The organism is Clostridium sp. E02, from assembly GCF_003833015.1.
Taxonomy (GTDB): Bacteria; Bacillota; Clostridia; order Lachnospirales; family Lachnospiraceae; genus Lacrimispora.
In genome coordinates, this window is record NZ_RJLQ01000091.1 from 1 (window position 1) to 250 (window position 250).

The 250-nt window shown below is 41.2% G+C and carries 1 pseudogene; it reads left to right on the plus strand.

The features are described 5' to 3' along the window. A pseudogene (locus EFT72_RS19540) lies at window positions 1–250 on the plus strand (transposase); the annotation flags it as partial.

Consider the following 250-nt stretch of genomic DNA (forward strand, 5'->3'; position numbering starts at 1 on the left):
AATCTGACGTTGGCGGTGTTATCTTCTAGAAAGATAGATAATGGAAGCTGCCTGAAATATCAAAATGAATACTATCTTCCTGTAAACAGTCAAGGGATCGCTGTACACCATCGTAAGGGCACTACAGCAATGGTAATTAGATCATTCAACGGTGAACTCTTCAGTTGTATTGGTGAGCAGGTTTATGCACTTGAGTTACTTCCGGAACACAAGCCATCTTCAAAGGCATTTGATTTAGCGAACATTCCGG